This window comes from Streptomyces sp. NPDC050546, assembly GCF_044457425.1.
GTDB lineage: Bacteria > Actinomycetota > Actinomycetes > Streptomycetales > Streptomycetaceae > Streptomyces.
This window is the reverse complement of the sequence record NZ_JBITGX010000003.1, coordinates 512,103-536,227: the sequence shown is the minus strand read 5'-3', so window position 1 is coordinate 536,227 and position 24,125 is coordinate 512,103. Positions and strand designations below refer to the sequence as shown.

Annotated in this window: 21 protein-coding genes, 1 tRNA gene, 1 pseudogene and 1 riboswitch; of the genes and pseudogenes, 5 read left to right on the top strand and 18 right to left on the bottom strand. The window is 70.6% G+C overall.

What is annotated here, in order from left to right:
* Window positions 1-98: 98 nt before the first annotated feature.
* Both ACIBK5_RS10490 and ACIBK5_RS10485 read right to left on the bottom strand, forming a co-directional pair.
* Entirely contained in the window at window positions 99-1,274 is a 1,176-nt protein-coding gene (locus ACIBK5_RS10490; RefSeq protein WP_399018177.1) for a 4-hydroxybenzoate 3-monooxygenase, read from the bottom strand.
* 135 nt (window positions 1,275-1,409) lie between these two features.
* Window positions 1,410-1,493: transfer RNA gene (locus ACIBK5_RS10485), tRNA-Leu, on the bottom strand.
* 417 nt (window positions 1,494-1,910) lie between these two features.
* On the opposite strand from ACIBK5_RS10485, the gene ACIBK5_RS10480 reads away from it, so the two are divergent.
* Both ACIBK5_RS10480 and ACIBK5_RS10475 read left to right on the top strand, forming a co-directional pair.
* Entirely contained in the window at window positions 1,911-2,681 is a 771-nt protein-coding gene (locus ACIBK5_RS10480; protein ID WP_399018174.1) for an ABC transporter ATP-binding protein, read from the top strand.
* 38 nt (window positions 2,682-2,719) lie between these two features.
* Window positions 2,720-5,251, top strand: a complete 2,532-nt coding sequence (locus tag ACIBK5_RS10475; RefSeq protein ID WP_399018172.1) for an ABC transporter permease — start codon at window positions 2,720-2,722, stop codon at window positions 5,249-5,251.
* A gap of 54 nt (window positions 5,252-5,305) precedes the next feature.
* Here the strand turns inward: ACIBK5_RS10475 and ACIBK5_RS10470 are convergent, their stop codons facing one another.
* From ACIBK5_RS10470 to ACIBK5_RS10395, 16 genes are all read right to left on the bottom strand, one after another.
* The gene (locus ACIBK5_RS10470; protein WP_399018170.1) at window positions 5,306-6,598 is read right to left on the bottom strand and encodes a class I SAM-dependent methyltransferase; all 1,293 of its coding nucleotides are present in this window, start codon (window positions 6,596-6,598) and stop codon (window positions 5,306-5,308) included.
* Window positions 6,599-6,801: 203 nt separating this feature from the next.
* The gene (locus ACIBK5_RS10465) at window positions 6,802-8,190 is read right to left on the bottom strand and encodes an NAD(P)/FAD-dependent oxidoreductase (RefSeq protein WP_184598197.1); all 1,389 of its coding nucleotides are present in this window, start codon (window positions 8,188-8,190) and stop codon (window positions 6,802-6,804) included.
* Between the two features lie 421 nt (window positions 8,191-8,611).
* Window positions 8,612-9,577, bottom strand: a complete 966-nt coding sequence (locus tag ACIBK5_RS10460; RefSeq protein WP_399018168.1) for an exopolyphosphatase — start codon at window positions 9,575-9,577, stop codon at window positions 8,612-8,614.
* Entirely contained in the window at window positions 9,574-10,113 is a 540-nt protein-coding gene (locus ACIBK5_RS10455) for a DUF501 domain-containing protein (protein WP_399018166.1), read from the bottom strand. The genes ACIBK5_RS10460 and ACIBK5_RS10455 overlap by 4 nt, the downstream gene beginning before the upstream one ends.
* Window positions 10,114-10,193: 80 nt before the next feature.
* Entirely contained in the window at window positions 10,194-10,670 is a 477-nt protein-coding gene (locus ACIBK5_RS10450) for a septum formation initiator family protein (RefSeq protein ID WP_399018165.1), read from the bottom strand.
* A gap of 120 nt (window positions 10,671-10,790) precedes the next feature.
* On the bottom strand, window positions 10,791-12,071 hold the full coding sequence (gene eno / locus ACIBK5_RS10445; RefSeq protein ID WP_399018164.1) for a phosphopyruvate hydratase: 1,281 nt from the start codon (window positions 12,069-12,071) through the stop codon (window positions 10,791-10,793).
* A 285-nt stretch (window positions 12,072-12,356) separates the two neighbouring features.
* Window positions 12,357-13,058, bottom strand: coding sequence for a transglycosylase family protein (locus ACIBK5_RS10440; RefSeq protein ID WP_399018162.1), 702 nt, complete (start codon window positions 13,056-13,058; stop codon window positions 12,357-12,359).
* Window positions 13,059-13,062: 4 nt separating this feature from the next.
* Window positions 13,063-13,229: riboswitch (cyclic di-AMP (ydaO/yuaA leader) on the bottom strand.
* Between the two features lie 228 nt (window positions 13,230-13,457).
* Window positions 13,458-14,414 carry a transglycosylase family protein gene (locus ACIBK5_RS10435; RefSeq protein ID WP_399018160.1) on the bottom strand — a complete coding sequence of 319 codons (957 nt, stop codon included), beginning with the start codon at window positions 14,412-14,414 and terminating at the stop codon, window positions 13,458-13,460.
* 129 nt (window positions 14,415-14,543) lie between these two features.
* Window positions 14,544-15,842 carry a cytochrome P450 gene (locus ACIBK5_RS10430; RefSeq protein ID WP_399018159.1) on the bottom strand — a complete coding sequence of 433 codons (1,299 nt, stop codon included), beginning with the start codon at window positions 15,840-15,842 and terminating at the stop codon, window positions 14,544-14,546.
* A 46-nt stretch (window positions 15,843-15,888) separates the two neighbouring features.
* A complete protein-coding gene (locus ACIBK5_RS10425) occupies window positions 15,889-16,896 on the bottom strand; it encodes a nucleoside triphosphate pyrophosphohydrolase (RefSeq protein ID WP_399018157.1) in 1,008 nt (335 codons plus the stop codon).
* Between the two features lie 76 nt (window positions 16,897-16,972).
* A complete protein-coding gene (locus ACIBK5_RS10420; protein WP_399018155.1) occupies window positions 16,973-17,623 on the bottom strand; it encodes a SurA N-terminal domain-containing protein in 651 nt (216 codons plus the stop codon).
* 142 nt (window positions 17,624-17,765) lie between these two features.
* On the bottom strand, window positions 17,766-19,262 hold the full coding sequence (locus tag ACIBK5_RS10415; RefSeq protein ID WP_399018336.1) for a protein kinase: 1,497 nt from the start codon (window positions 19,260-19,262) through the stop codon (window positions 17,766-17,768).
* A gap of 38 nt (window positions 19,263-19,300) precedes the next feature.
* Window positions 19,301-19,918 carry a hypothetical protein gene (locus tag ACIBK5_RS10410; RefSeq protein WP_399018153.1) on the bottom strand — a complete coding sequence of 206 codons (618 nt, stop codon included), beginning with the start codon at window positions 19,916-19,918 and terminating at the stop codon, window positions 19,301-19,303.
* Between the two features lie 161 nt (window positions 19,919-20,079).
* Window positions 20,080-20,820, bottom strand: a complete 741-nt coding sequence (locus tag ACIBK5_RS10405; protein ID WP_399018335.1) for a GNAT family N-acetyltransferase — start codon at window positions 20,818-20,820, stop codon at window positions 20,080-20,082.
* Between the two features lie 97 nt (window positions 20,821-20,917).
* Window positions 20,918-21,622 (bottom strand): DNA alkylation repair protein, encoded by a 705-nt coding sequence (locus tag ACIBK5_RS10400; RefSeq protein WP_399018151.1) that lies wholly within the window; start codon window positions 21,620-21,622, stop codon window positions 20,918-20,920.
* A gap of 20 nt (window positions 21,623-21,642) precedes the next feature.
* Window positions 21,643-22,419: an HNH endonuclease family protein gene (locus tag ACIBK5_RS10395; RefSeq protein ID WP_399018149.1), complete on the bottom strand. Its 777-nt coding sequence runs from the start codon at window positions 22,417-22,419 to the stop codon at window positions 21,643-21,645.
* 138 nt (window positions 22,420-22,557) lie between these two features.
* Between ACIBK5_RS10395 and ACIBK5_RS10390 the strand changes: the two genes are divergently transcribed.
* The 3 genes and pseudogenes from ACIBK5_RS10390 to ACIBK5_RS10380 form a co-directional block, all read left to right on the top strand.
* Window positions 22,558-22,746, top strand: coding sequence for an antitoxin (locus ACIBK5_RS10390; protein WP_399018147.1), 189 nt, complete (start codon window positions 22,558-22,560; stop codon window positions 22,744-22,746).
* 200 nt (window positions 22,747-22,946) lie between these two features.
* Window positions 22,947-23,756, top strand: a complete 810-nt coding sequence (locus ACIBK5_RS10385) for an SDR family NAD(P)-dependent oxidoreductase (protein WP_399018145.1) — start codon at window positions 22,947-22,949, stop codon at window positions 23,754-23,756.
* A gap of 26 nt (window positions 23,757-23,782) precedes the next feature.
* Window positions 23,783-24,115 (top strand): annotated as a pseudogene (locus tag ACIBK5_RS10380) (MerR family transcriptional regulator); the annotation flags it as partial.
* Between the last annotated feature and the right edge of the window lie 10 nt (window positions 24,116-24,125).

The following is a 24,125-nucleotide window of genomic DNA, read 5'->3' as shown; positions in this document are numbered from 1 at the left end:
AATGACCCTACTGCTTGGGGAGGATCTTTCCCTCGTCGTGCTGCGCAACACGCTACGCGGCTTCGTGATTCCCCCCACCGGAGGGGGTCACTCATGTCTCACCCGAAGGGGAAGCCCGTGTACCCCTCCGCCAGGTCGGTCTCGGCGGCGCGGGAGGAGGCGATCCGCTCCAGCCGGGCGAGCTGGAGCCGGTCCTCGAAGCCGGTCGCGCCGGGGGCGCTGTGGAGCAGGGTCGTCATGTCGTAGGAGAACCGCTCGGCCTGCCAGATCCGGCGCAGGCAGGTCTCCGAGTAGGCGTCCAGCAGTTGCGCCGAACCGGTCACCTTGCGGTGCGTCAGGGCCCGCGCGAACGTCACGACGTCGCCGACGGCGAGATTCAGCCCCTTGGCGCCGGTCGGCGGCACGATGTGCGCGGCGTCACCGGCGAGGAAGAGGCGGCCGTGGCGCATGGGCTCGTGGACGTAGGAGCGCATCGGGGTGACGGACTTCTGGGTGATGGGGCCGCGTTCGAGGCGCCAGTCGTCCGCGGTCTCGAAGCGGCGCTCCAGCTCATCCCAGATCTCCTCGTCGCGCCACGTCTCGGCGTCGGTGCCGTCGGGCACCTGGAGGTAGAGGCGGGAAACGGACGGCGAGCGCATGGAGAGCAGGGCGAAGCCGCGGTCGTGGCGGGCGTAGACCAGCTCGTCGTGCGAGGGCGGTACGTCGGCGAGGATGCCGAGCCAGCCGAAGGGGTACGTCCGTTCGAAGACCTGGGTCAGTTCGGCCGGGATCGCGTTGCGGGCCACGCCCCAGAAGCCGTCGCAGCCGACGACGTAGTCACACTCCAGGACGTCCTCGCGGCCCTCGTGCCGGAAGCGGACGCGCGGGGCGTCGGTGCCGGCGTCCTCCACGGCCAGCGCCTCCGCCTCGAACAGCAGCGGGCCGCCGTCCCGGAGCTGGAGGGCGATGAGGTCCTTGCAGACCTCGGTCTGGGCGTAGACCATCACGGACCGGCCGCCGGTGAGGGCGGGGAAGTCGACGCGGTGGCGTCGGCGGTCGAAGCGCAGTTCGATGCCGTCGTGACGCAGGCCCTCGCGGTCCATGCGCTCCCCGGCGCCGGCCGCGCGCAGCACGTCCGCCGTGCCCTGCTCCAGGATCCCGGCCCGCTGCCGCCGTTCGACATAGGCGCGGTCGCGGCTCTCCAGGACGACCGAGTCGATGCCGGCGTTGTGGAGCAGCCGGGCCAGGAGGAGGCCGGCGGGACCGGCTCCGATGATGCCGACGGTGGTGCGCATCGGGCACCTTCTCTCACTCTTGTTCGTGTGGTGAAAATTTTTTCACCACTGTTCGATGTGAGTTTCCGACGGCATGCGCCCGCTGTCAACGGGCATGCCGTGAAGTCTTCAATGAACCATGCAGGAGTCGGAAGGTGCCCGGAGCCGGACTCGAACCGGCACGCCCGCGAAGGGGCAGCGAGGTTTAAGCTCGCCGTGTCTGCATTCCACCATCCGGGCAGGCCATGGGCTCCGCGTCGAGGTTCCGAGACTATCGGGACGGATCCCCCGAACAGCGGAAGCACGGACCGATGTTGTCTTATTTTATTGACGTCTGAGGGTGCATCAGCACACGGAACGCGCCATCCGCACTTGCCAATAGCCTTCCGTGCGGCGGTGGGCGCCGCATGCGGAATGACGGAATTTCACCGCCCGAACGAGGGCACTCCACCTGTTCTCGACATCCGGACCGCTCAGGTCGCCGACACCGGGGCCACTCAGGGACGTTCGTCATCCCCAGGTATGACACTCCCCCTCACGGTCAGACCGAAGTCGGGCCCCGGAACGGGAACTGCGGGTGACTACACGGCGGCGGGGGACCCGGACGATGGATCACATCCCCCTGACCGCATCACCGTCCGACAGGAGTGCCATCCCGTGACCACCGCTTCCCTCGCCGACCGGGCCACCGCCGTGGCCGCGCGCGCCACGGATCTTTCGAAGATCTACGGGCAGGGTGAGACCCAGGTGGTCGCCCTGGACCGGGTCTCCGCCGACTTCCGGCAGGCCGAGTTCACCGCGATCATGGGCCCCTCGGGCTCCGGCAAGTCGACCCTGATGCACTGTGTGGCCGGTCTCGACTCCTTCTCCTCCGGGTCGGTGCGCATCGGCGACACCGAGCTCGGCTCCCTGAAGGACAAGCAACTGACCAAGTTGCGCCGGGACAAGATCGGCTTCATCTTCCAGGCGTTCAATCTGCTGCCGACCCTGACGGCCCTGGAGAACATCACCCTCCCGATGGACATCGCGGGCCGTAAGCCGGACAAGCAGTGGCTGGATTCCGTCATCCGGATGGTCGGCCTGGCGGACCGGCTGGGCCACCGGCCCTCGCAGCTGTCGGGCGGTCAGCAGCAGCGCGTCGCCGTGGCGCGGGCGCTGGCCTCCAAGCCCGAGATCATCTTCGGTGACGAGCCCACCGGAAACCTCGACTCGCGCTCCGGCGCCGAGGTGCTGGGCTTCCTGCGCAACTCCGTGCGGGAGCTGGGCCAGACGGTGGTGATGGTGACTCACGACCCGGTGGCCGCGGCCTACGCGGACCGGGTCGTCTTCCTCGCGGACGGCCGGATCGTGGACGAGATGCACGGGCCCACCGCCGACTCGGTGCTCGACCGCATGAAGGCGTTCGACGCCAAGGGCCGCACCAGCTGATCCCCCGTCAGGACCGACAGGACTGAGAAGAAGAACCCATGTTCCGTACCGCCTTGCGCAACGTGCTCGCGCACAAGGCCCGGCTCCTGATGACCGTCCTCGCCGTGATGCTCGGCGTGGCCTTCGTGTCGGGGACCCTGGTCTTCACCAACACCATCTCCGACGCCTTCCAGAAGAGCTCCGCCAAGGGCTTCGACCGGGTCGACGTCGCCATGACCTCGGACTACCAGGAATCCGAGGGCGACAAGGTCGGCAAGGTCCACGACCTGGACCGGGCCGTGCTCGACAAGAGTGAGCGGGTTCCCGGTGCCGCGTCCGCCATCGGGGTCGTGCAGGGCTTCACCGCCATCGCCGGCAAGGACGGCAAGCTGATCGGCGAGGGCTTCCAGTCGCAGGGCGGCAACTACTGGGGGGACAAGGACCCCCGCTACCCCCTGACGAGTGGTCACGCGCCCAAGGGCCCGGGCGAGATCCTCATCGACTCCGCGACGGCGAAGCGCGCCGGGTACGAGGTCGGCGACACCGTGCGCATGTCGGTCGACGGGCCGGTCCTGACCCCGAAGATCGCCGGCATCTTCACCACCGACGACGGCAATGTCGCGGCCGGCGGCAGCCTGACTCTGTTCGACACGGCGACCGCGCAGCAGCAGTTCGGCAAGGCGGGCGTCTACGACCAGATCAACGTCAAGGCGAAGCCGGGCGTCTCGCAGGCCGCGCTCAAGGCGGAGCTGGACAAGGCGCTGCCCGAGGGCACCGTCCAGACCACCACCGGCAAGCAGCTCGCCGACGACCAGGCGGAGACCATCTCCCGGTCGATGAGCGGCATGCAGACGGCTCTGCTGGTCTTCGCCGGCATCGCCCTGTTCGTCGGCACGTTCATCATCGCCAACACCTTCACCATGCTGGTCGCCCAGCGCACCAAGGAGCTGGCGCTGATGCGGGCGGTCGGCGCCTCGCGCCGGCAGGTGACGCGGTCGGTGCTGATCGAGGCGTTCGTGGTCGGCGCGGTCGCCGCCGTGACCGGTCTGGTCGCGGGCATCGGCATCGGGGCCGGAATGCGCTCCCTGATGGGTTCGTTCGGCGCGACCGTGCCCGACGGCCCGCTGGTCATCAAGCCGGCCACGATCGCCGCCGCGTTCGCCGTCGGCATCCTGGTGACCATGCTGGCGGCGTGGCTGCCGGGCCGCCGGGCCGCGAAGATCCCGCCGGTCGCGGCCATGAGCAGCGTCCACGCCACGGCCACGACCAAGTCGCTGGTGCTGCGCAACACGCTGGGCACCCTGTTCTCGGCCGCGGGCATCGCGGTGGTCCTGATGGCCACGACCATGGACGGCTCGGACGGCCAGATGCCCATGGGCTTCGGCGCGGTGCTGCTGATCATCGGTGTGTTCATCCTGACCCCGCTGCTGTCCCGCCCGCTGATCGCCGCCGCGGCGCCGGTGCTGCGCGCCTTCGGCGTCTCCGGCAAGCTGGCCCGGCAGAACTCGGTGCGCAACCCGCGCCGTACGGCAGCCACCGCCTCCGCGCTGATGATCGGCCTGACCCTGATCACCGGTATGACGGTGACGGCGGGCAGCCTCCAGCAGGCCATCGACAAGATGGCGGCGTCCGCGATCAAGGCGGACTACGTGGTGTCCATGGCGAACGGCAACCCGCTCTCCCCGGACGTCGAGAAGAAGCTGAAGCAGACCGACGGCGTCACCGCCACCAGCGCGATGACCAACGCCATGGCCCGTGTCGACGGCAAGACCGACGAGTACCTGACCGGCGTCAACGGCGCCGCGATCGGCGAGCTGGCCGCCCCGAAGGTCGAGGACGGCTCCTTCAAGGTCGGCGGCTCCCAGGTCGTCGTGGACAGCACGACCGCCAAGGCCAACCACTGGAAGGCCGGTTCGAGCTTCAGCGTCGCCTTCGAGGACGGCAAGAAGCAGCGGCTCACCGTCGCCGGGACGTACGAGAGCAACGAGTACCTCAGCGGCATCCTGCTCGACCAGTCGACGCTCGCGCCGCACACGTCCGACCCGTACGTCATGAAGGTCATGGCGAAGACCTCCGGCGGCCCGTCCGGCGCGGCCCAGGACAAGCTGGAGAAGGCCCTCGACAACAACCCGGCGATCAAGGTCCAGGACAAGCAGGACATCTCCAACGAGATCGCGCAGATGTTCACGCTGATGCTGAACATGCTCTACGGACTGCTCGCCATGGCCGTGATCGTGGCGGTCCTCGGGGTCATCAACACCCTGGCCATGTCGGTCTTCGAACGCTCCCAGGAGATCGGCATGCTCCGGGCGATCGGCCTGGACCGCAAGGGCATCAAGCGGATGGTCCGGATGGAGTCCCTGGTGATCTCGCTGTTCGGCGGGGTGCTGGGCATCGGCCTGGGCGTGTTCTTCGGCTGGGCGGCCGGTGAGCTGCTGGCCTCGAAGATGCCGACCTACGCGCTGGTCCTGCCCTGGGCCCGGATGGGTGTCTTCCTGCTGCTGGCCGCGACGGTGGGTGTCCTCGCGGCGCTGTGGCCGGCCCGGCGGGCGGCCCGGCTGAACATGCTGGAAGCGATCAAGGCGGAGTAGCGAGAACGGTGAAGGCCCCCTTTCCCACCGGTGGGAGAGGGGGCCTTCGCCGTGTCAGTTCCAGGTACGGGCGCGCAGGGGCATGCCCGACTCCCCTGATTCGGGGGCCCGCACGGCAAGGACCTGGTTGACGCCGATGCGGTTGCGTTCGAAGGCGACGACGCAGGCGGCCATGTACAGGCGCCAGACGCGGGCGCGGCCCGGGCCGGTGAGCTGGACGGCACGCTTCCAGTCGGCCTCCAGTCGGGCGACCCACTGCCGCAGCGTGAGGGCGTAGTGCTCGCGGATCGACTCGACGTCGCGTACCTCGAACCCGGCGCGCTCCAGCTGGGTGACGGTGACGCCGATGGGCTGGAGTTCGCCGCCGGGGAAGACGTAGGCGTCGATGAACGCGTCGACCTCGTACGTCGTCTCGTCCCGCTGCGGGCGGCGGGCGATCTGGTGGTTCAGGAGCCGGCCGCCGGGCTTGAGCAGGTCGTACAGGCCGTCGGCGTACTCCAGGTACCGTTCGGCGCCGACGTGTTCGGCCATGCCGATGGAGGAGATCGCGTCGTACGGGCCGTCGCGGACGTCCCGGTAGTCCTGTACCCGGATCTCGATCCGGTCGGTGAGGCCCTCTTCCGCGACGCGCTTGCGGGCGTACGCGGCCTGCTCCTGCGAGAGCGTGACGCCTACGACGCCCACGCCGTGCTCGCGGGCGGCGTGGATGGCCATGGAACCCCAGCCGCAGCCGACGTCGAGCAGCCGCTGACCGGGGCTCAGGCCGAGCTTGCGGCAGACGAGTTCGAGCTTGTCGCGCTGGGCCTGTTCGAGGGTGGCGTCGGGGCCGGGCCAGTAGGCGCAGGAGTACACCATGGACGGGCCGAGGACGATCTCGTAGAAGTCGTTGCCGACGTCGTAGTGGTGGCTGATGGCGCGTCTGTCGCTGCGCTTGGTGTGCAGGTGGCGGCGGGGGCTCCGGGCCTCCTCGGGGGGCGGGGCGGGCGGCAGCGGGGTCCCGGCGAGCTTGATGAGCCCGCGTACGGCGGAGCGGACCTCGGGGTCGCGCAGGGCCTGGGCGAGGGTGCGGGCGTCCTCGCCGCGCTCCCAGATGTCTCCGGCGAGCAGGTCGAGGGTGGTGTAGAGGTCGCCCTCGATGTCCAGGTCGCCCGCCACCCAGGCGCGGGCCAGACCCAGTTCGCCCGGCTTCCACAGCAGGCGGCGCAGGGCGCGGCGGTTGCGTACGACCAGGGTGGGCGCGCCCGGCGGGCCCGCCTGCGAACCGTCCCAGGCGCGGATGCGCACCGGGGGCGGTGCTCCCAGCAACTGTGCGAAGAGGCCCTGCAGCCGCTGCGCGGCGTCTGCCATGGTGTACACCTCCGTGACGGGGAATCCCGGAATGTCCGACACCACGTAAACACCTGCGGGCCCTCACCGCAGTCCCCGGCACGCGTCATCTCTGAGCAAAACCGCCACTTCGCCCACCCGGCGGTGGGTTCCGTACAACGCCGAAGGACCTCCCGCACCACGGATGGCGGGAGGTCCTTCGGGTCAGGCAGGTGACCGGAGGGTCAGGAGGCCTTGGCCTTCTCCTCGGTCTTCTCCTTCGGCGCGGCGGCGACCGGGGCCGGCTTGGCGGCCTCGTAGAACTCCTCGCGCGGCGTCTCCATCGCGCCGAGGGAGACGACCTCGCGCTTGAGGAACATCGCCAGGGTCCAGTCGGCGAAGACGCGGATCTTGCGGTTCCAGGTCGGCATCGCCAGACCGTGGTAGCCACGGTGCATGTACCAGGCGAGACGGCCCTTGAGCTTGATCTTCATCTTGCCCATGACGATCATCGCGACGCCCTTGTGGAGGCCGAGACCGGCCACCGCGCCCTTGTTGGCGTGGGCGTAGTCCTTCTGCGGGAAGCCCCGCATGCCGGAGACCACGTTGTCGCCGAGGACGCGGGCCTGGCGCAGCGCGTGCTGGGCGTTCGGCGGGCACCAGGCGTTCTCGTTGCCGGCCTTGCGGCCGACGAGGTCCGGGACCTGGGCGTTGTCGCCGGCGGCCCAGATGTAGTCGGTGCCCTTGACCTGGAGGGTCGGCTCGCAGTCGACGTGACCGCGGGGGCCGAGCGGCAGGCCGTAGCGGGACAGGGCCGGGTTGGGCTTGACGCCGGCGGTCCAGACGATGGTGCTGGAGTCGACCTCGAGGCCGTTCTTCAGCACCACGTGGCCGTCGACGCAGGAGTCCATGGAGGTGGACAGGTAGACCTCGACACCGCGGCCCTCGAGGTGCTCCTTGCCGTACTTGCCGAGCTTGGGACCGACCTCGGGGAGGATCTTGTCGGCGGCGTCGACGAGGATGAAGCGCATGTCCTCACGGGACACGTTCTTGTAGTACTTCGCCGCGTCGCGGGCCATGTCCTCGACCTCGCCGATGGTCTCCGCACCGGCGAAACCGCCGCCCACGAAGACGAAGGTGAGCGCCTTGCGGCGGATCTCCTCGTCGGTGGTGGAGTCGGCCTTGTCGAGCTGCTCGAGGACGTGGTTGCGCAGGCCGATGGCCTCCTCGACGCCCTTCATGCCGATGCCCTGTTCGGCGAGGCCGGGGATCGGGAAGGTGCGGGAGACCGCGCCGAGCGCGATCACCAGGTAGTCGAAGGGCAGCTCGTAGGCCTCGCCGACCAGCGGGGAGACCGTGGCGACCTTGCGGTCCTGGTCGATGGTGGTGACCCGGCCGGTGAGGACCTCCGCCTTGGGCAGCACGCGTCGCAGCGGGACGACGACGTGGCGCGGGGAGATGTTGCCGGCGGCGGCTTCGGGGAGGAAGGGCTGGTAGGTCATGTACGACCGGGGGTCGACGACCGTGACGGTCGCCTCTCCGTAGCGCATCTTCTTCTGGATGCGCCGAGCTGCGTACAGGCCTACGTACCCACCGCCTACTACGAGGATCCTGGGACGCTCCGTGGTGCTCATGCCATCGAGTATCCACCCGCCTCAGGGGGGTGGCTCGTGCGCCCCTTCACAAGCTCGGTCAGGGTGTGTGTTATCCTCCGCGGCTCGCGTGATCCATGTCATGGTGACAACCGGGATCCTTTGTGCACCCCGGACCGTTGTCAATGCCGCGTGAGCTGCCTCTCTGGGCGGAAAGGGCCTCCGTGAGGCCACCCCGGAACCCTGCCCCGAGCCCCTTCCCCGACACCTCCATACCATGCTTCTGAACATGTTCAAAGGCACCCAAGGGCCCCGGATGGGTCAACGGGACGCTTCTTGTCGCTCTCGCGGGCCGAATTCCTTGTGAAGAACTTCACGAACTTTTCCGACGAGCTGTCGCCGGGGGGTCCACAGGAGCCCCCCGGACGCGCTCAAACGTGATCCATGCCTGCTCAGAAGCGGGCTACGCGACCGACCAAGCGATGCCGTCGAGGATGTCGTGCTCGCTCACCACGACCTCCTCGGCGCCGATCCGCTCCATGATCGACAGCAGTACGAGAGCCCCCGCGCCGATCACGTCGACCCGGCCCGGGTGCATGGAGGGCACGGCCGCGCGCTCGGCGTGGGTGGAGCGCAGCAGCCACTCGGTGATCTCGCGGACCCGGTCGTGGGAGACCCGGGAGTGGTGGATGGCGGCCGAGTCGTACTCGGGCAGCTCCTGGGCGATCGCCGACACGGTCGTCACGGAGCCGGCCAGGCCCACCAGGGTGCGGGCCTCGCGCAGCGGGACCGTCTCCTCGGCGAGGTCGAGGGCGGCCTCGATGTCCGCCCGCATCGCCGCGATCTGCTCCTTCGACGGCGGGTCGCTCACCACGCCGTCCCGGACCAGGTGACGCTCGGTCATCCGGACGCAGCCGATGTCCACCGAGCGGGCCGCCCGGACATGGTCGTCGCCGACGACGAACTCGGTCGAGCCGCCGCCGATGTCCACGACGAGGTAGGGCTTCGGGAGGTGGTCTCCCCCGGCGAGCTCCCTGGTGGCGCCGGTGAAGGAGAACTCGGCCTCCTGGTCCCCGGAGATCACCTCGGGCTCGACGCCCAGGATGTCCAGCACGCCGCGTACGAACTCGTCGCGGTTCTCGGCGTCCCGGGAGGCGGAGGTCGCCACGAACCGCAGCCGCTCCGCCCCGTGCTCCTTGATGATCCCGGCGTACTCGCGGCACGCCGCGAAGGTCCGCCGCAGCGCCTCGGGGGCGAGCCGGCCGGTGCGGTCGACGCCCTGCCCGAGCCGCACGATGGTCATCCGGCGGTCCAGGTCGGTCAACTCGCCGGTGGCGCCCGCGCCGGAGGCGCTGTCGGACACAGTGGCGTCCGCGACCAGGAGCCGGATGGAGTTCGTACCGCAGTCCACGGCGGCGACACGGGTCACTGGGCGGCCTCCTCATCGGTCGTCACGCCCGTCACACACGGGCCCTTGCGCCACCACTCCGGGAGCATCTCGATCGCCTCGTCGCCGAGCGGGTTCACCCCGGGCCCCGCGGCCAGCGAGTGGCCCACGAGCACGTGCAGGCACTTCACCCGGTCCGGCATGCCGCCGGCGCTGGGGAAGTTCTTCAGCTCCTCGATCTCGTCCCGGCGCCTGATGTAGTCCTCGTGCGCCGCCCGGTAGGCCGCCGCCAGCTCCGGGTCCGAGGCCAGCCGCTCGGTCATCTCCTTCATCACGCCGTTCGCCTCCAGCGTGCCGATGGCCGAGGCGGCGCGCGGGCACGTCAGGTAGTACAGCGTCGGGAACGGCGTCCCGTCCGGCAGCCGGGGTGCCGTCTCGACGACGTCGGGCTGCCCGCACGGGCACCGGTGCGCGATCGCGCGCAGACCGCGCGGGGGCCGACCGAGCTGCTGCTTGAAGGCCTCGACGTCGGCGTCGGTGGGCTCGGTGCGCGGGGTGGTCGGCGGGGGCGTTTCCATGACTGTCTTCAGGCTGTCTTTCTTTGAGTCAGGTATTCGAGTGTCAGATCTTCGAGTCGGTGGCCGGCTGGTCCTCGGGTTCACCGGGCGGAGGCGTCGGACTTGTCGACGCCGTCCCACACGTTCGCGTACCAGGGGCGGTCGGCCGTCCCGAGCACGGCGTGCGACTGCCGCGCCGCGTGCGGGTCGACCACGATGAATCCCGTCTCCCCCGGCATGACGTAGTGCAACCGCTGCCGGATCTGCTGCTCCGCGTACGCGTCGTCCTGCCAGCGCGCCTTCTGGTCGCGCAGCCGTTCGACACGCTGTCGGGCCTGCTGCTGTTCGCGCTGGAGGTCGTCGATCTCGGCGCGCTGGGAGACGTACTCCCGCATCGGGTAGGCCAGCGCCACGATCAGCGTGCACATCACCAGGGCGAGCAGCGCGGCCCGGCCGGTCAGCCGGGAGCGGCGGGCCTGGCGCCGGGTCTGGGAGCGGTAGACCCGGGCCGCGGTCTGCTCGCCGAGCAGCCGGATCCTGGTCGCGGTGGAGAAACGGTCCCGGTCCTTCACGGCCATGGTCTCCCCGCTCTCCCGCTCCACCGTCCAACGCGCGTACGTCCCCGGACACGGTACGGGACCGAGTACGGGGACGTACGTACGACTGGCTCAGGCTTGACCCTTAACGGGTCACCCGGGTCAGCCCTTGAAGCGCGGGAAGGCGCTGCGGCCGGCGTAGACCGCCGCGTCGTCGAGGATCTCCTCGATGCGCAGCAGCTGGTTGTACTTGGCGACACGCTCGGAGCGGGCCGGGGCACCGGTCTTGATCTGGCCGCAGTTGGTGGCGACGGCCAGGTCGGCGATGGTGACGTCCTCGGTCTCGCCGGAGCGGTGGGACATCATGCACTTGAAGCCGTTGCGCTGGGCCAGCTCGACGGCGTCCAGGGTCTCGGTCAGCGAACCGATCTGGTTGACCTTGACCAGCAGGGCGTTGGCGGCGTTCTCGTCGATGCCGCGGGCGAGGCGCTCGGGGTTGGTGACGAACAGGTCGTCGCCGACGATCTGGACCTTGTCGCCGAGCTTCTCGGTGAGGACCTTCCAGCCGTCCCAGTCGTCCTCGAACAGCGGGTCCTCGATGGAGACGAGCGGGTACGCGTCGACGAGCTCGGCGTAGTACTCGGTCATCTCGGCGGCGGAGCGCGTCTTGCCCTCGAAGGTGTAGGCGCCGTCCTTGTAGAACTCGGACGCGGCCACGTCGAGGGCGAGGGCGATCTGCTCGCCGGGCGTGTAGCCGGCCTCCTTGATCGCCTCGAGGATGAGGTCGAGGGCCTCGCGGTTGGAGCCGAGGTTCGGGGCGAAGCCGCCCTCGTCGCCGAGGCCGGTGGCCAGGCCCTTGCTCTTCAGGACCTTCTTCAGCGTGTGGTAGACCTCGGCGCCCCAGCGCAGGGCCTCGGAGAAGGACTCCGCGCCGATCGGGGCGATCATGAACTCCTGGATGTCCACGTTGGAGTCGGCGTGCGAGCCGCCATTCAGGATGTTCATCATCGGCACCGGCAGCAGGTGCGCGTTCGGGCCGCCCAGGTAGCGGAACAGCGGCAGGTCGCTGGCCTCGGAGGCGGCGTGGGCGACGGCGAGGGAGACGCCGAGGATGGCGTTGGCGCCGAGGGAGCCCTTGTTGTCGGTGGCGTCCAGGTCGAACATGGCCTGGTCGATCAGGCGCTGCTCGGTGGCGTCGTAGCCGACGAGCTCCGGGCCGATCTGCTCGATGACCGCGAGGACGGCCTTCTCCACACCCTTGCCGAGGTAGCGGTTCGAGTCGCCGTCGCGCAGCTCGATGGCCTCGAAGGCGCCCGTGGAGGCGCCGGACGGAACGGCGGCACGACCGGTGCTGCCGTCGTCGAGGCCGACCTCGACCTCGACCGTGGGGTTGCCTCGGGAGTCCAGGATTTCCCGGGCTACGACGACGTCGATGGACGGCACGAGCATCTCCTTCTTATGTGACGCGGGTACGCGGGTCGCGGGGACCCGGCGAGGTGCGGGCCGTGGTGGCTCGCGACATGAGCCTAACCGGCTCCGGCCGATCGGCCACCGGGTCGCCCACCCCATGGACAGAACCGAGCGTAAATTGTTTCCGAACGGAACAAAGACGGTTGTGGAAAAACCGGGCAGAAAAAACCCCGCCCCGGTGCGTACGGGGGGAAGACGCACCGGAGCGGGGAGCCCGTGGGGACGGGGGCCGCCCCCTGAGGGGCGGAGGGCCGCTGCTTACTTCAGGTGCAGCTGCTGGCCCGGGTAGATGAGGTTGGCGTCCTCGACGATGTCCTTGTTCAGCTGGAACAGCTTCTCCCAGCCGCCCTCGACCTTCTTGTCCGACGCGATCGAGCTGAGGGTGTCGCCCTTGACGACCTTGTACTCGCCGTCGCCCTTCTTGACCTTCTCGCCGGTCGGGGTGGTGACGGTCTTCTTCGCGGCCGGGCGCTCGTCGGAGCGGGAGGCCGGCTGCTGCTGGGTCTCGCGGGACTCGGTGCTCTGCTCGCTCTGCTGCGAGGAGCTGCCGGAGTCGCCGGAGTCGTCCGAGGAGGAGCCACCGCCGCTGGCGTTCGACAGGCCCTTGCCGCAGACCGGCCAGGCACCCTTGCCCTGGCCCGCGAGGACCTTCTCGCCGATCTCGATCTGCTGCTCCTTGGTGGCCTGGTCGGCGGTGGCGGCGTACTTGGTGCCGCCGTAGCCGGACCAGGTGGAGGCGGAGAACTGCAGACCGCCGTAGTAGCCGTTGCCGGTGTTGATGGACCAGTTGCCCCCGGCCTCGCACTGGGCGACGGCGTCCCACTCCGAGGCGGTGGCGGCGGAAGCGCCGCCGGCGGCCATCAGCGGGGCGGCGACAGCGGCGCCGGTGACACCGGCGACGGCGATGGCACGGCTGGCCTTGGACGGACGGCGGTGCTTGCCCTTGCTGGAAAACAGCATGGAAGGATCCCCTCACCGACGCCTGCGAGGTGAGCTGTCGGGTTCGGGCCGGTTGAGTTGCCCGGCCGCGTCCCTCCCGGGACACGGCTTCACCCCAAGCCCTTCCGGCGCAACTGGCCGGTCGGGCACCTACCTTGGGTCCCCCGCTCCTGCCTACGGCGCTTGACGCGACGACTGTTCCCGTGCGGCCGCTGGCAGGATTCGGCGTTGCGGCAGCCGGGGCTCGTGGTGACGAGCGGTCCCGACCGTAGCCACGCGATCCGCCGAATTTCAAAGACGATCAGGGCTTCTGAGATCTATCTCTCACGGGCATCAAACGGGACATTCGCCGCGAAACATGACGCGAACTCGCACGGTTTCGGGGCGACTTCCGCCCCCGTTTCCGCACTGCCCGAACAGCTACTTCCCGTCCGCTTCGCCCTCTACGGTGAGCTTCTCACCGGGGCGGATGAGGTTCGGGTCGGCACCGACGGCCTTCTTGTTGCCGTCGTAGAGCTCGTGCCATCCGCCGCTGATGTCAAGGGAGTCGGCGATGGACCAGAGGCTGTCGCCGATACCCACGATGTAGGCACCGTCGGACGCGTCGTCGGAGCCCTCGTCGCCGCGCGAGGCGTGACGGCCGGTGGACTCGTCCGTACGGCCGCTCTCGGGCGTGCGGGTTTCGTCGGCGCTGGGGCCGCGGTGACGGCCGGAGCCGGTGTCCGTTCCGGTCTCGGCGGGGGCCGAAGATTCGTCGCCCTGCCGTGAGTTGTCGGACTTGCCACCCTCGGGCGTGGCCGACGGGGAGCTGCCGGGCTCCTGGTCCTGCGCGGTGGAGTCCCCGGATTCGGGCGACTTGTCGGACTTGGAGCCTTCGTCCTGCGAAGTCGACGGCGCGCCGGAGGACGGCGAGTCGGACGGGGAAGGGGATGAGCCGAGAGAGTCGAGCAATCCGGACGAATCCGAAGAATCGGATGAGTCGCTTGAATCGGATGACTTCTTGTCCTGCTCGAGGCCGGAGAGCAGTCCGCAGGTGCGCCAGGCGCCGGCTCCCTGGTCGGCGAGGATTCTCTCGGCCACGGCTATCTGCTGGGAACGGCTGGCCAGGTCGGCGCTCGGGGCGTAGTCGAGGCCGCCGTGGTTCTCCCAGTCCTCCTGCGACAACTGCAGGCCGCCGAAGTACCCGTTGCCACTGTTCTGGCTCCAGGCACCGCCGGTCTCGCAGTCCGCGACCCGGTCCCAGGTCGTGCCGTCGGCGGCGCTGGCGCCGGAGGCCCCGAGGAGCGGGATCGCGATGGCGGAGCCGGTCACTCCGGCCGCGAGGAGGAGTGCCGGAGCCTGGCGGGGGCGACGGTGCCGACCGTTCCCGGAGAGCATACGGAGACCTTTCGCGAAGACAGCAGTGACCTGCGCGGCGCAGGTTCTCCTGGGTCGCGCTGATGATGGGTGAACGTATAGGCAGACGATCACTTGTCACAAGTTAATGCCGCGTAGATCACGTGAAGATCACAACCCTGACGGCGTGTCACCTTTGGGCGCGGGCGTGAACTCCACCGGCAGGGTGCGCAGCCCGCGCATGATCAGGCCGCCGCGCCACCTCAGCTCGGCGGGGTCGGCCGCGAGCCTCAGGTCCGGGAGACGGGTGAGGAGCGTGGCGAGGGCGGTCTGGCCCTCCAGGCGGGCGAGCGGGGCGCCGAGGCAGTAGTGGATGCCATGCCCGTAACCGAGGTGCTGGTTGTCGCGGCGGGCGAGGTCGAGCACGTCCGGATCGGCGAACCGCTCCGGGTCCCGGTCGGCGGCGGCCAGGACGACGAGGACGGGGTCACCGGCCTCGATGTGCCGACCGCCGATCGTGAGGGGCTGTGTGGCGAAGCGCCAGGTGGCGAGTTCGACGGGTCCGTCGAAGCGCAGGAGTTCCTCGACGCCGGTCTCCAGGAGGCCTCTCTCCCCGGCGCCGAGGGACGCCTGGAGCCGGGTGCGCTGCTCGGGGTGGGTGAGCAGGGCGTAGGTGCCGTTGCCGATCAGGTTCACGGTCGTCTCGAAACCGGCGAACAGCAGGATGAAGGCCATGGCGGCGGCCTCGTTCTCGGTGAGGTGCTCGCCGTGGTCGGAGGCGCGGATGAGACCGGAGATGAGGTCCTCGCCGGGGGCCGGTTCGGCGGGGAGCGCCTCCCGCTTGCGGTGGATGAGGTCGGCGAGATAGCCGCGCATCTTCTTCACGGACCGCGCCACGCCGCCCCGGGGCCCGCCCTGGTGACGGATCATCATGCCCGCCCAGTCCCGGAAGTCGTCCTGGTCCTCGCGGGGGACGCCGAGCAGGTCGCAGATGGCGTAGATGGGGAGCGGGAAGGCGAACTCGTGGATCAGGTCGGCGGACCCCTGCTCCGCGAACCCGTCGATGAGACCGTCGGTGAGCTCCTGCACCCGCTGCTCGAACTCGGAGACCCGGCGGGGCGTGAACGCCTTGGATACGAGCCGCCGCAGCCGGGTGTGGTCCGGCGGATCGATGTTGAGCAGATGCGTCATCAACTCGGCCTTGCGCTCACCGGGGATACCGGTCTTGCCCTTGGCGTGCGCGGGTTCGTGATGATGTGCCGGGTTCTTGGAGAGCCGGTTGTCGGCGAGGGTCTGCTTGGCGTCGGCGTACCGCGTGACCAGCCAGGCCTCGACGCCGCTGGGGAGCTTGGTCCGGTGCACGGGGGCGTGCTCACGGAGCCAGGCGTAGGCGGGGTAGGGGTTGCTCGCGAACTCCCAGGTGAAGAGGTCGGGAGCGGCGGGCGGGCTGGGCCGGTGCTGGTCGGTCACTCCTCGACCGTATCCGGCCTTCCGGGGCTGCCCTGCCTCGGTCCGCTCAGCCCTCGGTCTCCCTGATCGCGTCCCGGTAGGCGCGGGCCGCCGCTCTCAGGGCCGCCTCCGGGTCCACGCCCTCCGACTCGGCGCGGACCGCCAGGGCCAGGAGGTCGTAGCCGATGCCTTCGACGGGTGGGAGGGGTATGTCCAGGTTCGCTGTGCGGGCCCGGGAGGCCAGCTTGGCGGCGAGGGCCAGGCCGGGCTGGCCGAGGGGGATGCCCTCGGTGACGGAGGTGCGCTGCTTCTCGACCGCCTTGGTGCGCAGCCAGTGCTCCTTGACCTCCTCGGGGGTGGTGGCCGTCTCCTCGCCGAAGACATGCGGGTGGCGGTGGATCAGCTTGGCGACGATGCCGCCGGCGACGTCGTCGATGGAGAAGGGCGCCTCCAGGTCCTCCTCGGCTATCCGGGCGTGGAAGACCACCTGGAGGAGGACGTCACCGAGCTCCTCGCGCAGTTCGTCGCGGTCGCCCTCCTCGATCGCCTCGACGAGTTCGTACGCCTCCTCGATGCCGTACTTCGCCAGGCCCTTGTGGGTCTGGCGGGAGGACCAGGGGCACTCGGCGCGGATGCGGTCCATGACCTGGACGAGGTCGAGCAGGCGGGCGCCCGGCAGGTCGTAGGAGGCGGGGAGGAGCTCCAGCTCGGGCATGTCGACACGGCCGGTGCCGGCCAGGCGCGCCAGGCCGTCCGTGAGGGCCGGCTCGCCCTCGCCGGTCGCCACGACGACCACCGTGCGGCCCCCGGCGCAGACGTCGATCAGCTCCTGGGCGGCCGGGGACGCCTCGTCGACGGCTATCCCCGCCTCGCGCAGATACGGCAGCTGCGGGTGGGTGCCGTCCGCGCACAGCACCCGGTCGGCCGCGTGCAGTGCCTGCCAGGCGGGCCAGGAGAGCAGGCCGGGGGCGACGCGGTGGCTGGTGGTGAGCAGGACGATGCGGCCGGGGGCGGTGGCCGTGCCGGGGGCGGTCTGCTCGGGTCGCGGGGTGGCTTCGGGGCTGTTGGCGTTCACGGTTCGAAGCTATCCCACGTCGCCGACAGCCCCCGAAGTTATCCACAGGCCCGGTGGAGGGGGCCTCGGGTACCTCTTACATGCCCTGCTGTGTCTGGGCCGTCGTCACGTCCCGCACCCACGGCGTCTTCGCGTCGGCGCGGCTGCTCTTCTGGACGTCCCAGGTGCCGTAACGCGGGTTGAGGTCGACGTCCAGGTCCTTGGAGGCGTCGGACAGGGCCTTCCAGAACTCGGGACGGCTGGTGTCGGTGTTGAGCTTCTCGGCGAGCTTCTGGGCCTCTAGCTGGAGGCGGAGGTTGTCGTCCAGGCGCTCCGGCGGGATGCCGTACTGCTGGAGCCAGGTCGTCTCCAGCGCCTTGGCGCCGCCGGCCTGCTCCTCCAGGCCGGACCGCATCTCCTGGATCTCCTTGCGGGTGACGGTCACCCCGGCGTTCTCGGCGGCGCGGTGCAGCACCCGGTCGAGGATCATGGTGTGCAGGGTGTCGCGGGTGAGGGTGCCGGTCCGGGCGATGGCCTGCTGGTACTGGGCGTCGTTCGGCACGGTCGCCCGCTGGGCCGCGCGTACCTCGCCGACCCGGTCCTCCAGCTGGGAGACGGTGATCCGCTGCCCGCCGACCACGGCCGCGGCGCCGGGATGCGCGTCGTTTCCGCAGGCGGTGAGGAGGGGCGCCGCGGCGGCGATCGCGGCGGTGAGGACGAGCGCGGTGCGACGGCGGCGGCGGTGCAAGGAAACCTCCCGAGGAGATTGTGCGACGGTGCACAAGGTCTTGCGTTGATCGATGTTAGGCAGTGGGCGAGCTCTGGCCAACCCATTCGACCAACGATTCACCAGGACTTCCGGCACCGCCGCGCCGCCCCCGGGCCGGTGGTCAGCCTCGGACCTGTCCCAGCCACTGCAGTGTCCGGCGGATCTCCGCGCCCAGCGGGTGGCCGGGGCCGTGGGTGCGCTCCACGTCGTGCAGCAGCCGGGCGAGGGTGTCGTGGGCGGCGCCGCGGTCGCCGAGGGCGAGCAGGAGATGGCCGATGCGGCGGCGGACGTCGTGCGCGAGTTCGGGGCCGCCGGCGGCGACGTACTGGTTCTCGTAGTAGGGCAGCACCGCCCGGTACTCGGCGAGCGCGGCGGCCGGTTCGCCCAGCTGTTCAAGGCACTGGGCGGCCTCGTAGCGGAAGCGCAGGGACTGCGGGTCGGCCTGGCCGGCCTCGGCGGCGCGTTCGTCGGCGAGGCGGCGCAGCTCGGGCAGGGCGCGCCGGTACTGCCCGTCGTCGAGGAGCGTGGCCGCGTACTGCTTGCGCAGGGTGCGTACGACCGGGGAGTGCTCGCCGTGCTGTTCGGCGGCGGCGGGCAGGGTCGCGCCGAGGATGTCGACGGCCTGGGTGATGCGGCCCTCGCCGAGGAGCCGTTTGACCTCGTCGACGGCGCGGGCGATGTCCGTCTTCCCGGGCGTCTCGGTGACGGGCGTGGCGGGCGCGGGCTGGGGCGCCGGGGTGCGCGCCCGGTCCGGCCAGGGGGCGTGCGGGCGCAGGAACGGGCGGGTGGGGTCGAGGGGTGCTCCGGTGGGCGTCCCGCGCGCGGGCAGGAGCGGCTCCAGATGCTCGTACACCTCCTGCGCGGAGGCCGGCCGGTGCTGCGGGTCCTTGGCGAGGAGGCGCAGGACGAGCGTCTCCAGGGCCTCGGGGACCTCGGGGCGGGTCCGGCGCACGGGCAGCGGGGGCTCGTACAGATGCCGGTGCAGTACGCCGAGCGCGGTGGAGCCGGAGAAGGGGACGTCGCCGCTGAGCAGTTCGTGCAGGACGACGCCGAGCGCGTACAGGTCGGTGTACGGGCCGACCGCGCCGCCCATCGCCTGCTCGGGGGCCATATAGGCGGGCGAGCCTATGGGGGTGCCGGTGTGGGTGAGGCGGGTGGTGTCCGTGTCCATGACGGAGGCGATGCCCAGGTCGAGGACGCTGACCGTGCCGTCCTGCTTCACCATCACATTGCGCGGCTTGAGGTCGCGGTGGACGATCGGCACGGCGTGCACGGCGCTGAGCACGGCGCACAGTTGCGCGGCGACCGCCACCGCCCACTGCCAGGGGTACGGGTCGTGCTCGGCGAGATGGCCGGCGAGGTCGGCCCCGTCGATGTACTGCATGACGAGGAACAGCTCCTCGCCCTCACTGCCCGCGTCGTGCACCGTGACCAGGCCCGGGTGGTCGACCTGCGCCGTCACCCGGCACTCACGCACGAAGCGGCGGCGCAGTTCCTCCGCGTCCTGCCCGGCCACCTTGTCGGGGCGCAGCAGCTTCACCGCCACGCGCCGGTCGAGCCGCTGGTCGTAGCCCGTCCAGACCTGGCCCATGCCGCCCTGGCCGAGGAGCGTGGACAGCTCGTACCGGCCGGCGACGACACGTCCCGCCGCGGCGCTCACCTGCCGCCCTCGGAGGTGCCGTCCCGGTGGCCTTCGCCCTCGTGCCGGCGCAGGTAGTCGCTGAGTTCGTCGAGTTCGGCGCGTACCTGGTCGATGCGGGCGGGGGCGGGGCGCTGCGGCGAGGGCGGTACCGGGCCGGGGTGCGGGGTGTCGCCGGCGACGGGCGTGTGCGGCGGCTGCCGCGGGACGGGCGTGGACGTGGGGGCGTAGGGCGGCGCGGGGTGCGGATAGCCGTACGGGGTGTGCGCCGCCGTCTGCGCGTGGGGCGACGGGTAGCCGGCGAACTGCCGCGGCTGGCTGTGGTGGCCGATGTCCACGATCAGGAACCAGATGGAGGCGCCCAGGCCGAGCAGCAGCATCACGGCCAGCGCGATGTCGGTCCGGTAGTCGCCCTCCGGCAGTACGCCGATCACCGCGAAGCACGCGATGGACAGCGGCAGACTCACCCAGGCCAGCGCCCAGTGGAGGCCCCGTCCGCGGAGGACGGCCACCCGGAACAGCGGGACGCAGGCCAGCACGCCGCACGTGAGGAAACCGGCGGCGGCGAACAGCACGCGCAGGGAGATGACCGTTGCCGCGCTGCGAGGAGGCGGCGCCGCGCCGTGGCCGTACATGACTGCTCCTGGACCGGTGTAGCCGATGGGGACGGGTGTGCGAGTGACAGAGCCCGGTGGGGAGTCCGAGCGTATAGCCCGACACGGACAACCCGTCACGGGTTGTACCGAACCGTTGTCGTGCTGATCACTTCGCGCCGGTCACACCTCCCGGCCGGCGCTCACAGGGCGTGCCGCATCCACACGTTGGGCTCGACGTACACCGCGTACCCGCGCGCGGGTACGCAGCGCACCGGCACCAGGCCGCCGGGCACCTCGACGTCGCCCTCGGTGTCGAAGGGCAGTCCCGTCCAGCGGCGCCAGTGCGCCAGCGGGGCGGCCACCGTCATGGACGCGGGTGCCACGGAGTCGATGGTGGCTCCGGCCCGGGCGTGGACGCGCAGCCAGGGGTCCTGGGGCAGGCCGTCGGGGCGTACGCGGTGGGCGTACTCCTCGATGGGGGTGTGCGGTTCCAGGTGCTTGGCGTTGGGGCGGACCGGGGCGACGACCTCGCGGTAGCCGCGGGCCCGGGCGTTGTCGCGCAGGGCCGAGAGCATCACCGTGGACAGGCCGCGGCCCTGTGCGTGCGGGGCGACGGATATCGAGATCGCGCTGACGGTGTCGGGGCGGACCCCGCGGCGCAGGTCTGAGAAGGCCCAGATGAGGACCGTGTCCCAGCCGTTGGCCGGTAGTTCGCCGCCCCTGGTGCCGAGAGCGAAGGGCACGCTGTAGGCGTTCGCGACGACCTCGCCCCGCTCGTCCTCGGCGAACAGGACGTATTCGGGGAGTTCGGCGGCGATACGCGGGAAGTGCGCGGCGCCCACGAGGTCCTGGATCACGAACTCCGGCCAGCTGTCCGCCATTCCGGCGACCCGCTCCGACATGTCCGGGCGGTCGGCGAGGCTCGCTACCTTCGGCTGCATCTTCGGCTGCATGCGGTCACGTTAGGCGTCCGGACGAACACCCGGAATCGAAATTACCCGGCGGGGACCCGGTCCGCCGGCCGCTCTGTCGTACGCACTATCGCGTGCGCACGAACCGTGCCCGCTCGCCCGCCGGGAGCAGCTCGGTCGCACAGCGCACGGTGACGCGCGGCAGTTCGGTCTGATGGCGTTCGAGGAACGCCACCAGCAGGGGCGCGTCCCGGCGGCCGATCTCGCGCAGCATCCAGCCGAGCGCCTTGTGGATCAGCGGTTCCGGGTCCCGGCGCAAGACGCGCACCAGGCGGAGCGTCGGCTCGAAGCGTCCCTCGCGGATCAGCGCCAGCGTGGCGACCACGGCGATCCTGCGGTCCCAGAGCCACGCCGACGCGGCGAGCCGGTCCAGGATCTCCGGGGCGTCCGCCGGACCGTCCACCAGCCAGGGCCCGAGCACGACATGCGCGGAAGCGTCCACCAGGTCCCAGTTGTCCACACAGTCGGTGTGCGCCACGTAGAAGTCGACCAGCGCCGCACGCTCCGCCCCGCGTGCCTTCCGCATCCGCTCGGCCAGGACGAGGAGCCCGGCGAGCCGTTCCTCGTGGACGCGGCTGCGCAGCAGCACCTCCACGTCCTCCAGTGCCAGGTCGCGGTGGGCCCGGGCCAGCCCGCGCAGCACGGGCACGCGCACGCCGAGCAGTTCGTCGTCCTCCGGGGGACGGAGCACCCGCAGTTGCTGCACTCTGACCCCGGGCTCCGCCCTGCCCCGGAGCTCGGTCCGCAAGGTGTCGAGCGAATCGACCGTCATGACGAAGGACGTTAGCCCGTTCACGCCCCGCACTGCCGCAGCATCATCTCCTTGTCGGGCACCGTCACGGGCAGGTCGTACTTCTGCGACACCTGGGCGAAGCGCACCGCGTAGGAGCAGCGGATCGTCTTGTTCGGCGGCAGCCAGGACGCCGGGCCGGAGTCGCCCTTGGAGCTGTTGGTCGGGCCGTCCACCGGGAGGAGGTTGAGCGGGTCGTTGGCGATGGACTCCCGCTTGTCCTTCGTCCAGCGCGAAGCGCCCATCTGCCAGTCGTACGACAACGGCATGACGTGGTCGATCTGGACCTTCGTCGCACGGGACTTGGTCCACTCGATGACGTTCCCGGTGTACGGGTCGTGCAGTGTCAGCGCCATGACGACGCAGTCCGAGCCCGACCGGAAACGGAGGTCCTGGCCGTCGCGCTTCAAGAGGTCGTTCCGCGAGTCACAGCCGTTGTGCGAGAAGGGAACGTCGCGTGGCGCCGAGTCCATCCAGGCGTAGCCGAACTTGTCGCGTTCGTATCCCGTCCTGGGGCCGCGGCCCTTCGTGGCCACCTTCTCGATCACGGCGCGGGCCTTCGCCCGGTCCGCGGTGGACGTGATCGCCGCGAGCCCCGGCTTGGTGCCGTCCGGGTTGTCCAGCGGGTTCACCGCCCGTCCGTCGCCGTCGGCCGGGACACCGGAACCGGAGGGTCCGCCGCCGTCGGCGGGCGGGGCCAGGCCCTCACAGCCGACCAGCGCGGAACCGGCGAACACCATCGCGACAGCCAGTGCCGCCCCGCCCCTCAGACGCGTCACCGTGCGCCCCTCCCCTGCTTGTCCGTGCCTGACCCCACGGTAGCGAGCAAGAGGTCCAGACCACATCGGTCTTAAACGGGCATTCATCGCATGCCGCGCGTATCGTCGATCCTGAATCACCTTCTGAAGGAGTTCTGCATGGGCATCTTCGACAAGTTCAAGAGCCAGGCGCGGCACAAGGGCAAGCAAGGCTCGGACACCGCGGAACAGAAGGTCAACGAGAGGACCGGCGGCAAGTACGAGGACCAGGTCGACTCCGGGCAGCAGCGGATGGAAGGCTCGCTCGGCATGGACGACCGGGACCGCGACCGGCCCGACCAGCAGTAAGGCCTCTCCTTCGCCAGAGGCCGTCCGGGGAGACGCGCACGCACCTCCCGCGGACGGCTTCCGACGTTTCCGGGGCGGCGTCCGACGTTCCGTTCCGGGGGCGGCGTCCGACGTTCCGGGGGCGGCTTCCGCCGGTCTGTGGGCGGCTTCCCGCGCGGCGCTTGACCTTGACACCGGCGTCAAGGTCGGACGATCACGGCATGACATCCCCCGATCCGAGAACCTCGGGATCCCCCGATCCGCAGACCGCGGCATCCTCCGATCCGAAGACCGCGCGAACCGTGCTCGTCACCGGCGCCGGGACCGGCATAGGCCGGGCCACCGCCCACGCGTTCGCCGACGAGGGCGCGCAGGTCGTGGCGGTGGGCCGCCGCGCGGCGCTCCTCGCCGAGACCGCCGCCCATGACCCGTCCCGCATCAGCCCGCTCGCCGCCGACATCACGGCCGACGACGGCCCGGAGAGCATCGTCCGTACGGTGCTCGACCGGCACGGCCGTATCGATGTGCTGGTGAACAACGCGGGCGTCGTCAACGCCCAGTCCCTGCGCACGTACACGCGTGCCGCCGTCGAGCCCCAGCTGGCGACGAATCTCCTCGCCCCCGTCCTGCTCACCCAGGCGGCGCTCCCGGCGCTGGAGGACTCCCGCGGGGTGATCGTGAACGTGACGACGGCGGTGGGACAGCGCGGCTGGCCCGGCAACTCCCTGTACGCGGCCGGAAAGGCGGCCCTGGAGGTGCTCACGCGCAGTTGGGCGGTGGAGCTCGCCCCGCTGGGGATCCGGGTCGCCGCCGTGGCCCCGGGCGCGATCGACACACCGATCGGTGACCACGCCGGTCATACCCCCGAACAGCGCGCCGCGATCCGTGCCTGGCAGCTCGGCCACACGCCGCTCGGCCGGATCGGCCGCCCCGCGGAGGTGGCGTGGGCGATCGCCCGACTGGCCTCGCCGCAGGCCTCGTTCGTCACCGGCGTGGTGCTTCCGGTGGACGGCGGCGCACTCGTCACATGAGACTGACGCGCATGGCCGGACACCGTATGCGGATCGGCGAGCTCGCCGAGGTGAGCGGCACGAGTCCGCGCGCCCTGCGCCACTACGAGCAGGCAGGGCTCATCACCTCCGAACGCGCCGCCAACGGCTACCGCCTGTACGACGCCGCCGTGGCGGTCCGCGTCCGCAACATCCGGCAGCTGCTCGACGTGGGGCTGACGCTCGACGACGTACGGGTGTTCCTGCCCTGCCTGGACGGCGATGTCATGGCCGGACCCGCCTCCGGCCGGGCCGTCAGGACCGCCGCCGAGCGCCTCGCCGTGCTGGACGCGCGCATCGCCGCGCAGGTGGCGGTGCGCGACCGGCTGGCGGCGGTCCTTCACGCGCGGG